General features: G+C 47.6%; 5 protein-coding genes. 1 reads left to right on the top strand and 4 read right to left on the bottom strand.

Annotated elements, in window-relative coordinates; genetic code table 11:
* Positions 1-72: 72 nt before the first annotated feature.
* The gene (locus CA598_RS13580; protein WP_094876858.1) at positions 73-981 is read left to right on the top strand and encodes an ArsR/SmtB family transcription factor; all 909 of its coding nucleotides are present in this window, start codon (positions 73-75) and stop codon (positions 979-981) included.
* A gap of 148 nt (positions 982-1,129) precedes the next feature.
* Here the strand turns inward: CA598_RS13580 and CA598_RS13575 are convergent, their stop codons facing one another.
* The 4 genes from CA598_RS13575 to CA598_RS13560 all read right to left on the bottom strand — a co-directional run bounded on the left by CA598_RS13575 (position 1,130) and on the right by CA598_RS13560 (position 11,871).
* Positions 1,130-1,417 (bottom strand): hypothetical protein, encoded by a 288-nt coding sequence (locus CA598_RS13575; RefSeq protein WP_094871611.1) that lies wholly within the window; start codon positions 1,415-1,417, stop codon positions 1,130-1,132.
* A 12-nt stretch (positions 1,418-1,429) separates the two neighbouring features.
* Positions 1,430-2,926: an alpha-N-arabinofuranosidase gene (locus CA598_RS13570; protein WP_094876857.1), complete on the bottom strand. Its 1,497-nt coding sequence runs from the start codon at positions 2,924-2,926 to the stop codon at positions 1,430-1,432.
* A 108-nt stretch (positions 2,927-3,034) separates the two neighbouring features.
* Positions 3,035-3,742: a DUF421 domain-containing protein gene (locus CA598_RS13565; protein ID WP_094876856.1), complete on the bottom strand. Its 708-nt coding sequence runs from the start codon at positions 3,740-3,742 to the stop codon at positions 3,035-3,037.
* A gap of 161 nt (positions 3,743-3,903) precedes the next feature.
* A complete protein-coding gene (locus tag CA598_RS13560) occupies positions 3,904-11,871 on the bottom strand; it encodes a polysaccharide lyase family 8 super-sandwich domain-containing protein (protein ID WP_094876855.1) in 7,968 nt (2,655 codons plus the stop codon).
* Between the last annotated feature and the right edge of the window lie 37 nt (positions 11,872-11,908).

The raw sequence follows: 11,908 nt of genomic DNA, 5'->3' as shown, positions 1-11,908 counted from the left end.
TCGTATTGTAAAACAAGCATTTAAATAATATAATCATTAACTATACGTCTTGAACTAAATTGGAGGCCATCTATGAAACTTGACCTGTCGGAAGAATCCCTTCCCGTCTACGAAGCTTTAGCCAGTTCAGTTCGTCTGCACCTGCTGCGCTTGCTTGCCGAGAACCCAATGAATGTCAAGGAATTGGCCGCAGCAGTAAATTTGAGCAGCGCCATTATGACAATGCATGTGCGTAAGCTGGAAGCTGCAGGACTTATCCAGACACATATGGCACCTGGACGAAGCGGTCTGCAAAAGATCTGTACCATAGCTGCTGAAAGTGCCGAGATCACCTTTCCAGGCAGACAAATGCATGAGCGCAAAAGCTACCGTAAAGAAATTCCGGTTGGACATTATTCGGACTTCCTGATCGAGCCTACCTGCGGTCTCGCCACTACGGAGCAAGTGATTGGCAGCTTTGATGATCCCCGTTATTTCTGGGATCTCGAGCGTATGAATGCTGGTATTCTCTGGTTCGGCAAAGGATATATCGAATATAAAATTCCTAACTTCCTTCTCTCCAGTCAACAGCCCGAGGAGCTAATCATTACGATGGAGATTGCCTCCGAAGCACCTTCCATTAATAATAATTGGCCCTCCGACATCACCTTCACACTAAACGGAGTGCAGCTTGGATTCTGGACAAGTCCGGGTGACTACGGAGATCGACGCGGTAAATACACGCCAGCTTGGTGGCCAGCACTCACGAATCAATACGGCCTTCTTAAGCAGCTGCGCATTACATCTAAAGGCACGTTTATGGACGGCTTGAAATTGTCCGACGTTACGCTGGATCAAGTGAACATCCGCAACAAGCAATGGACTTTCAAGCTTTCCGTCGATGAAGAGGCCGAGCATATTGGCGGCATTACTCTTTTTGGCAAAGGCTTCGGCAACTATAATGATGATCTAATCGTTGAGCTGTTCTACACAGATACTTAAGAAGAAACGACGTTGTCGTCTTTTAAAGACGATACCCGTTTCTTGAAAAATATAAGATCTAAACTATAGCGTGAAACTTATACTTTCTTATATTTCATGAATAAAGCCGCATTCATCTCCCGTTGGAGAGTCGAATGCGGCTCTTATTTTACCTTATTTCATGTTCAATGAAGGGTCCCCATAATCCGCCACCAGGCAGCGGACAGCTACGTTCCTTAAGCTTAGCTACAACGGGAATAATGCAGCCACAAGCGACGCAAGTCACATTCTCATGCAGCTTAGGACAAGTCCCGCAAAGAGAAATCCGTTCAGCATAAACCTTATCTGGAACACAAAGCTCTGTCTTAAACATGGATGATGACAGGATACGCTTTATCTGTGCTTCGGTAACCTTATAATCGTCGCGACACCCCTTGCATGCAGATGTTGTTGACATGATAACACCACCTTATGCCTTCGGCGTAATCTCCAGCACTGTTACTGACATTGGAGCCAGCTCTACATTAAGAAGATCACCTTCAAGTGTAAAGGCTGTAAAAGCTTGTGGTACAACAGCATCCGGCTGGTTAAATGTATTATGAGCATCTATCTTGTTACCTGTGAGCGTAGTGCCTGTCACTTCAACCTTCTGCCCGGAAAGGCCACGTAGCTCAAGGGGTACCGTAGCTGAAGCAGCGTGATTCAAGTTGCAAAGACTGACATGAATGATCCCAGCGTCTGTGACGGAAGCTGAAGCAGATACTTCAGGAATCTCGCGGCCCTCAAAGCTGTAAGTCCCACTATCGATTGTTAAATCCAACAACTCAGCATCCTGATGGACTTTGAACATATTAAATACATGATAGGTAGGCGTTAGCAGCATTTTTTCGCCTTCGGTTAAAATCACCGCTTGAAGCACATTAATGGTCTGCGCAATATTTGCCATCCGTACCCGGTCACTGTGTTTATGGAAAATATTCAGGGTCACGCCAGCTACAAGGGCATCCCGAATCGAATTTTGTTGATATAGGAATCCCGGGTTCGTGCCTGGCTCAACATCGTACCAAGTTCCCCACTCGTCAACGATAAGGCCTACTCTTTTATCTGGGTCATATTTATCCATAATAACGCCATGTTTAGTAATCAGCTCATCCATACGAAGGGCCTTCTCTAAAGTGCTAAACCACTCACTAGTTTCAAAGCCTGTTGCTGCCCCTTTATCCTCCCAAGCTGGACCAGGAATCGTATAATAATGAAGAGTAATCGAGTCCATAAAGCGCGTAGCTTCACGCATCAGAACTTCCATCCAGTGATAATCATCCACGTTAGGACCACAAGCGATCCGGTGAATACGATTGTCCCCATAATTACGTACATACGTCTGATATTGGCGATAAAGATCTGCATAATATTCCGGACGCATATTCCCGCCACAGCCCCAGTTCTCATTACCGACGCCAAAATAAGTCACGGCCCAAGGCTCTTGATGGCCGTTCTGCTGGCGAAGCTCAGACATCGGGGAGACACCGCCAAAGGTTAAATACTCTACCCATTCGGACATCTCTTGAACCGTACCACTGCCCACATTACCATTGATATAAGGTTCACATTCCAGCATCTCACATAATTCCATAAATTCATGTGTACCAAAATGGTTGTTCTCAACCGTGCCGCCCCAATGCGTATTGATCATACGTTTACGAACTTCGCGATCGCCAATACCATCTTTCCAATGATATTCATCTGCAAAACATCCACCCGGCCAGCGAAGCACTGGAATTTGTATTTCTTTAAGCGCTTTCACAACATCATTACGAATACCGTTAGTGTTAGGAATCGGTGAATCTTCTCCTACCCAAATGCCTTCATAAATACAACGTCCTAGATGCTCAGAAAAGTGTCCATAAATATTTTTGTTTATCGTACCTTTGCGAATGTCTGTGTTAAGGATTGCGTGATCTGCCATGAATAAACTCCGCCCTTCAACATTTATATTTTTATTAACTAATTAATAATTATACAAACATTATAGAGCGGTCCTCAGCGATCCGTCAATCTCCAATTTGAATAAACATTATTCTTTATCAATAGGTTCTTTTATCCCGTCTTCATAGTAGTCAAAAACAAGCTGCTGCTGCGTTCCTCTTACCCCGTAAAATACGTCGGAGATCCTTTTCCCCTTCCGTCTTAATTCGTTCTCCAGCCATTCTTTGGTCAGTCCATTATTCTCAAGATTCTCTTCCATAAGAACGCCATCCATAATTAACTCAACGGGAAAGCTCTGAGGAACCGAAAGAAGCTTCAAATCTTTTCGAGTAACATATTGATACTCTTGTTTCTTTAAGACGGATACCATTCCGTTATCTTCTAATACGGCATACTCTACTACCTCTAGATTAAAAATTTCTTTTTCCCTCAGCGCCTGATCCAAGGAGTCTAAAGAATACCTTACCTTTTTCATATTCCCTTCAAGAATTTTCCCGTTTTCGATAAGTACCGTAGGTGATCCTGAGATCCAGCTTCTCATTCTACGATTCTTTAAAGCGAGAACAGAAAATAAAAAAGACACGGCTACAACGACTAGAAGGGCCACGATCATATACGAAGATTTCAGATCTTTATTAAATGCTAAATTCGATGCAATCGATCCTAAAATAATTCCTGTCACGAAATCGTGGAACGTCAGATTAGAAATAGTCTGTTTGCCCAATATTTTAGCGGTCAATAAGAGCATGATCATAGCAACAACAGCCCGCAGCACTATATCCATATATTCTTGCATCTCTAATGCTCCCTTCCTATTCAATCCTCCATTATTCACAAACCGAGTAGAAATGAAACCTCAACGAAAGCTTTGTCCATCCAAACCGGCAGATTTCTCTAAACGCCAAAAGGGCTTTGGAATGGTTCTACTGAACCTTCCCAAAGCCCTGGCTTCAATTCTTAATTTTCAGTCTTAATTGCTAAAAGATTGTGTAGAACCATTGCACTCTCAGCTCGAGTTGCTGAGCCTCCCGGAGCAAATTGCTGGTCACTTCGTCCCTGGATAAGTCCAAGGGCTTGGGCAGCGCTGATCGATTCACGGGCCCATGAGGCAGCCGCACGCAAGTCACCGAATTGGATTACAGGCTTCGGCTCCACCTTTCTCCCGCTGACATATTTGTACGCTCGCATCACCATGACCGCCATTTCTTGGCGGGAAATAAGAGCTTCTGGGGCGAAGCGAGTCTCACTCACCCCATGGACTATCCCCGCCTCTACAGCCCGCGCCACTTCCCCCGCATACCACTGATCCGCAGATACATCCGCAAATGCTGTAGATCCTTTCGCTTCAAGTCCTAGCAAGCGGACCAGCATAGCTGTAAATTCGGCACGGGTCACTGATCGGTTCGGCTCGAAATTCCGAGGTCCGACGCCTTGAATCAGATGTTTGGCCGACAGCTCTTGCACAACCGCCGCCACCCAATGTCCAGAAGGAATATCGTCATACGATTTGTTATATTCCAGCACAGCATATGTGCCTAAGTGTTCGGTGTGCAGAGCCACCTTGCCCTTCAGCCAGGAACCACCCGCATACTCCATATTTCCGGACTCCGGAAAATAATAGCCGCCGAGCAAATTCCTTTTTGCCTCAGGGTAAATGTTAAGCTCCAATGTAACGGGCTCAACAAATGGGTGAAGTATGCTTCGTGTACCGTCACCAGCGACAATATACAGGTTAAAGAGAAGGAACTCCCCTGCCTGGTTCAATGCTGCACCAGATTGCCGCTCCGCGTTAGCTAGTATTCTCTGCTTCGCTCCCCCATTTACCTCGGAAGCCTCCAGAAGGATTTGGCTATCGGCCAATTGCTCCGCAGGAACCAAAGCCTGCAATTGTTGAAGCACCGCTGCCGGAAGGGTCACATTGAAGTTAGAAGCCTCTACCCGAAGCGGCTTCTGGTTCAGCATGTCTGCTGCCATCCCCGGCAATACTAGCATTCTCAATTTACCCTTGTAGACAATTGCTGCCGAAAGATCGTTCAACGAGGCTGCATTTAGTTGCAGTCGTCCCGCCGTTTCCTCCGGTACGGAAGGTACTTGTGGTTGCGGACTCGAAACAGTTGAAGTATTGTCTTCCGTTTGTAGAATCTGAAGCGTCAGACTGCTCTGCTGTCCTCCGTAACTTGCAGTAATCACAGTCATGCCCGGATCGAGTGCTTGTAGCTGCCCTGTTGCCGTTACTGTGGCTACCTTCCTGTTACTGCTCTCGTAGATCACACCCTCGGTTACCGTATGGCGGCTATCATCACTATATACTGCTGTTGTGACCACCGTACCACTCTGCCCTGTTTCCAAGGATGTCGGACCGCTTAACGAAATGGAGAGAAGCTCCGGCGGCTGTTCATACACCTTTAATGAATAGGAAGCGGTCATGCTGTCATAAACGGATGAAATAACCGAAACACCCGGGCCTTTTGCTTCAATATGGCCATCTTTGCCTATACTTGCGACGTTAGTATCGCTGCTCTCATAGATTATGCCTTCGGTTACTATATAACGGCTGCCATCGCTGTATACAACCGAAGTAACCGCCGTTCCGGTCTCCCCGACAGTCAGGATTGCCGGACCGCTGATTGCCGTTGAGACTCTTTCTGTAGGCTCCATGACCGTCACCTGAAGCTGCCGGAACGGCTCTACATTGCCAGCCTTATCCACCGAACGATAATCAATGCTGAAGGTTCCGGGGTTCTCAATATATACGCTCTGAGTAACCGCATTCCATGCACCTCCGTTGAGCCGGTATTCGGTCCGCTTGACTCCCCAGCCAACAGCCCCCCCATTGGATTGGTCGGTAACATCAAAAGTGATATTGACTTTGCCCTTAAATGCGCCCCCTTCTCCTGCTTCTCCAAGTACAGTCGCCTTCGTGACTGGAGGTGTTGTATCTTTCGGCAGAATCTCCAGATTCGCAGCATATTTGCCATTCTCGTTCTTGCGGCTTCTTATATCTGTGGCGAGATTATAGCCTACCTGCCTGAGCGCCAAGCTTATCACCGGATCGGAAGGGAACTCTTTACCAACCCATGAGGTGATATCGAACTGCCGCCACTGCTCCGGTCCGGAAAAAGTCTGCAGCGCGGCTTGAGTTCCGATTGTTGGAGCATTATTGTAATTTATCGTTGCTTCTGTCCAAGAATCATCTTGGACTCCAAATGCACCGATATCGGACAAAGTGCCTGCCCCGTCATTTGTCTTTCCGAACACATTCAGCTTCACAGAACCGACTTCGCCGACAAATGAGCTCAGGTCGAATTTCAGATAAGTCCTTCTGTCTGTGTCCCCACTGCCATTTCTGATTTGCAAGTAATTGACCGAGCTATAATTGACTGCAGCTTTCGATCCTCCATTGACATACGCATCTTCAGAAACATACAGCTTCGTTTTTGCCGCTTCATCTGGTTCCGAATCGGAGGGCTCGGAAGGCTCGGCATTCGGATCAATTCTGAACTTGACTACATGGCTTTTTCCTTTTGATCCGCTCGTATGAATTGCGAGTTCGATCCTCGGCGAGGTCTGCAGTACCGTCACGGTTGGATCTTTCATCAGCTCTTCCAGCGCGGTTCTGCCGACATCCACATTCACCACGGTTTGAGACTGTGTCGGATCCGAAATGGCTATCGTCAGTTCATCTCCAGACTCCTTGACGATAATGGAAGCTGGCTGATTGGCACGCACGGATTCGATCATTCCCGGAACCCAGAAGTTCATAGCCGTAAGTCCCAGCTTCTGTTCCTTCACGGCTTGAACACTATCCGTGTTGGCTATAATTTCAATGTCAGGACTACTGCTGTAGCGCGCTGTCGCCATTTCATCCTGATTCGGCAGCAGCACATACGAATACGATTGATTCACCGGATTCGTTCCCTGAGCAATCGACAGGCTGGCATAATTTCTCGTAATCGGCTCCGTGGATCCCCCTTGATTAATATCCTTCCATGCGCCAGTCCGAGACTCTCGCAGACCGTCTATCGTCGGGGCATCAGGGAAATAATAACCGATCCCCGAACCAGGAACATTGCCTTCCAGATGTGCCCAATGCACCTGATTCATTGACTCAGACCAGCCCAGCGCGGATGGTTTAACCTCTCCGTTGACCGTAAGTACATTATCTCCGCTCGCCTTGAGCTTACGGTTATCTACGATGGTCTCCACCTTGCGGTTATCCGTGCTTGTAATGCCTGCACCAAGCGCTACGATTTCATCATCGAACATGAACCAGGACTTTTTACCGGACAATGTGCTGTTATCCGGATCCAGATCCATGCCGGCCGCTCCGTAAAGACCGTCTATGGATGATCCTCCCACCCATGTTTTAGATGTGGTCTTGCCTGCACCGCGCGTTGCCCCATCCGATGTAACCCCAGGCAGACGGTAAGCGTTCACGGTTGGCCAGAATGCATCTGCATATTGATCCAGATCCTGGTTATACAGATAGGTCATGCCTTCACCTGTATACCAGCCCTTCAGGTTCTCTGTGCCAGCTTCATAGTTGGCGATTCGGGCGGATGACATGCTGATCCCAAAGGCATATCCAGGCCGATGGTGGACAATCCGGTCCATAGCCGCGAACTGCTTATGCACGGTAAGGTCTCCTGATGGCTGCACCTCAGGATCATTCATAAGACTCTGAAGCAGAACAACATCAGCTACTCGTAGACCCTCGTAATAACTTTCTACTACCGTATCGGCTTCAAACCAATACTTTACCATCGATTTAAATCGGGCCGCTTGCTCCGGTGGCGCGGAAGAGGCCAGCCGCAGAATATGTGACCAAGGCACGAGCTGCCTGTTGCCCCGAGCTATCGATCTGCCGAACACCATATCCATCATTAATTTTCTGTAGACAAGAGTTTCATAAGAATCCGTTACCCAGTTGTATACATTCTTCATATTGGCATCCGTCAGCGGCCAGGAGGACCCTGTCAGCAGAGTCATCATTTTCATCATATCGCCAAGCAATACAGCCCCATAACTGCCGGTATAAGCAATATTATTATGCTGGATAAAGGAGCCGTCCTCATAAAAGCCGTCTCCGCGGGTCACATAGGGCAATACCTGGCTAACCGCATCCCGTCCTTGTTTGATCTTTGCGCTGTCACGATTATGAATGCCCCTCAGGACCACCGCCAGTGCTTTATCCAGCCGATTCGCACCGGTTTCCATCAACGAGGGCTGATTGGTCCGTTTGGTTGGGTCCGGACAGAACTTATCAATGGCTTTGGTATATTTATTAATCTGATCGGCTGACAAATACTCGAACATCAAGGCCATTGTATCTCCCAATGCAAGCGGAATACCGATCTCCCATTCGAACCAATTGCCTTTCTCCAGTTTGGTTTCGTTATACCAATTCACATATAGGAAATCTAAAGCGTCCAGAATATCTGATTTCAGCTGCTTGTTCTCGTATAATGGTGAGCCAGTTGTCGAAAAGGCAATAGCCATATCCTTCAACCGATTATAAGAGGCGGCCGTATCAAAAGCATCCGCTGTGCTGCCCGGCTTATCACTCCATAAATAAGTACGGTTCATTTGCTTGTTCATCGTATCCCAGAATCCAGTTTGCTCCTGATTGCTAATCTTATCTGATAAAATCTTTATGGACTTGGCAATGTCCGGATGATTCGGGTTGAAGGATTGCCCTCCGGTCAAATACTCCACCCATCTTCCACGAAGCTCATCATATTCGTCTTTTGGAGCCTCTCCTTCAGTAATCTTAAATTTCAATACATGTGTAGCCCCTATAGAATCCTTCACATCCACCGTAATAACAGTATTTCCCGAAGCCTGCATCACATCTGTCTTGCTGTCTTTGCTGAGCAGTGTCAATCCCGGTATATCCAGTTCCAGGGACAATTGATTTTGTGACTGTGTAGGATCAGACACCGAAACTACAAGCTCCTGATCGATCTGCCGAATCATCACGGAAGCCGGATTGCGCGCCTTGATGAAATCTACCGTTCCTGGATTCCAGAAATTAGCGGCGGTTATGCCCAGCTTCTTCTCTCTGACCGCATGCACATCCTCTGTATTGCGCAGCACTTCGATATCCGGGTTGCCACTGTAACCCTCAGTACCTGAAATGTCACGATTAGGCAACAGAACATAACTGTATGAGTCATTCGTAGGCGTATCCCCATGCTCAACTGCCAGGCTTAAATAGTTGCGCGTAATGGGAGCATCGGATTGAGAAGCATTAATCTCTTTCCAACTGCCAGTTCTGGACTCGCGTTGCGCCAGAATACTTGGAGCTTCAGGGAAATAGTAGCCAACGTCGGAACCTGGCACATTCCCCTTCAGATGGGCCCATTGAACATTCTTCAATGTCGCTGACCATCCCGGCTGTGACGGTTCTACAGCTCCGTTGATTACAAGTTTGTTGTTTCCCACTTCGTTCAGCATCCGGTTATCGATAATCGTCTCAACAGACTGCGGGCCGGCAGTTGTTTTGGAAATTCCCGAACCAAGCGCCACAATCTCGTCATCGAACATGAACCAGGATTTCTTGCCCTGTAAATCGCTGCCGGTCACTTGCGAGAGTGAGAAATCCATACCGGCTGAACCGTAAAGGCCTTCCAGCGACGATCCACCCACCCAGGTTTTGGGATTCATGTAGCTTTTCCATTCCACAGGTACCATCCCTTGCCCAGATCCATCCGTTGTCGTGCCAGGCAAGCGGTAGGAATTGACGGTAGGCCAGAAGTCATTGCGGTATTGAGCCAGATCCTGATCATATAAATAGGTCATCCCAATCCCCGTATACCATCCTTTCAGGTTCTCGTTGTTCCCTTTCTCAAACGCCGAGATGCGATTCGAGAACAGACTCAAGCCGAAGCCGTAACCTTCTCGCAGATGAACTACCCGATCCATGCCGGCGAATACCTGATTCTTAATAAGAGCTCCTCTTGGATGGATCTTCCCGTCATTCATCAGCTTTTTTACAATCGTTATATCGGCATGCGACAACCCTTCATAATAATTGCCGGATGCCATATTCGCTGAGATCCATTCTTTTGAGGCTTGCTTAATGGATACTGCAATATTGTCCGGAGCAGTTTCAGCCATCCGCAGCAGGGTGACAATTAACCCCCTTGCGCTGCCGCTCCCTTTTCTAGAAATACCTCTACCATTTACCGAATCCATAAATTGACCGTTGTAGATCACCGGCTCGTAAGTCTGAGCCACCCATTCGTAAATGTTCAGAACATTCGGGTCCGTTATTGGCCATGGGGAATCGGTCAGCAGATAAGACATATCAGCCGTCCCTTTGAGCCAGACCGAACCATAACCTCCCGTATAGGCAATATTATTATGCTGAACGAGCGAACCATCCTTATATACACCATCTCCATGGGTTGTGTACACATACTCGGAGCCAATGGAATCACGGCCCTGAATGATCTTCGCGCTGTTGTTGCCAATCACGCCTCTTACCGTGACCACAAGCGCTTTATCCAGCAGGTTTGCTCCCGTCATCTTTGTGCCTTTGACGCCAAGCACCGACCCTACTCTGGGATCCGGGCAGAAGGCATCAATAGCCGCAAGATACTGATTGATTTGCTGCGGCGTCAGATGGTCATACATGAGCACTATAAGATCATTTACAACCTGCGGCGTGCCGATCTCCCAGTCCCACCAGTTCCCATAAGCACTTTTTCCCGGATTATAACGGTTGGTGTACATCCAATTGATTGCGCTTACAATATCATTGGCCAAAACGCTGCTGCCATAAAGCTCCGAGCCCTCCACAGAATAGGCCAATGCCATAGTCTTCAAGCGATTGTAAGCGCTTGTAATAAACTGTGAATCTGTAGTGCTCGCGGTATCACTCCACAAGGAGGTGCGGCCGGAGGATTTGTTCATACTCTCCCAAAATGCAGCAGCCGTCACAGCCTGAGCATTTATACTGGCAGCGATATCAGGATCATTCCCATCGTATTGGCCACCACTTAATCGGTCATACCATTTCAGCATCAGTTTTTTATAGGCCTGTATCGTGTCAGGAGCTTCAACAGTAACCAGACATTCGGCTGCGAGGCTACCATCCGGCGTGGCAATCTTGATGGTCGAAGATCCGATCCCCGTACCCGTTACATTACCAAATACATCCACAGTCGCAGCTTCTGGATTGCTTGAAGTCCACACTACCGTTTTATCCACCGCCGTTAAAGGAGATAATGTCGGCAGAAGTGCAACGGTGTCCCCTTTGACCATAGAGAAGGCCGTCCGGTCCAGTGCAATCCCCGTAAGACCCGTATATTCCTCCAATAGGATATCATCTATCCAAAGCTTTCCTTTTCCAGTCTCCAAAAAAGGCTCGATGACAAGCTTCGTCGCATTAGCCGGCATAGTTAAAAGTACTTGCTGCATACTCCAGTCCTGTGTGCCTGTTATTTTGGGAGAAGAAGGTCCATCTCCCACTTTGGCAGTATTGTAATACTGTGTTCTAAAGTAGGCTCCCTGCCCAGTGACGTTGTCTGTCTTTAGCCAGACTTTAAGTCTGTAGGATTTACCGGGGATAACCGAAGTTACCCCCTGATTGATGGAAATCCTGCTTGTGGCAAAGGCATCAAACAGCATGGACCGGGTTCCTTCATGCGCAGTGCCAGCGTCTATCTTGATATTCGCTGTTTTATTCGTGCCTTTCCCGCTACCTGTAGGGACCCATAAGCTCCAGCCCACCGGAGCAGCGTCTGTAACCCCTGTCCAGGTTGAATCCAGGGTTGTCGTTGTATTCTCAAAGCTTCCGTTAAGCATGAGATTTGATGCAGCCGCTGAGGCTTTACCATCAGCGTTGTAATGAATTCCTACGCATGAAGAAAAAAGATCAACCATGAGAACTAACACTAAAACCAGACTTGATTTCCGCATTTGTTCACCCCAATCTTTGAATTGTTTAAAGCTAAAA

The sequence above is a fragment of the Paenibacillus sp. VTT E-133291 genome (assembly GCF_002264395.1).
Lineage (GTDB): Bacteria > Bacillota > Bacilli > Paenibacillales > Paenibacillaceae > Paenibacillus_AQ > Paenibacillus_AQ nitricinens.
Note: the sequence above shows the minus strand (reverse complement) of the source record. Positions and strands in the feature narration are given on the sequence as shown.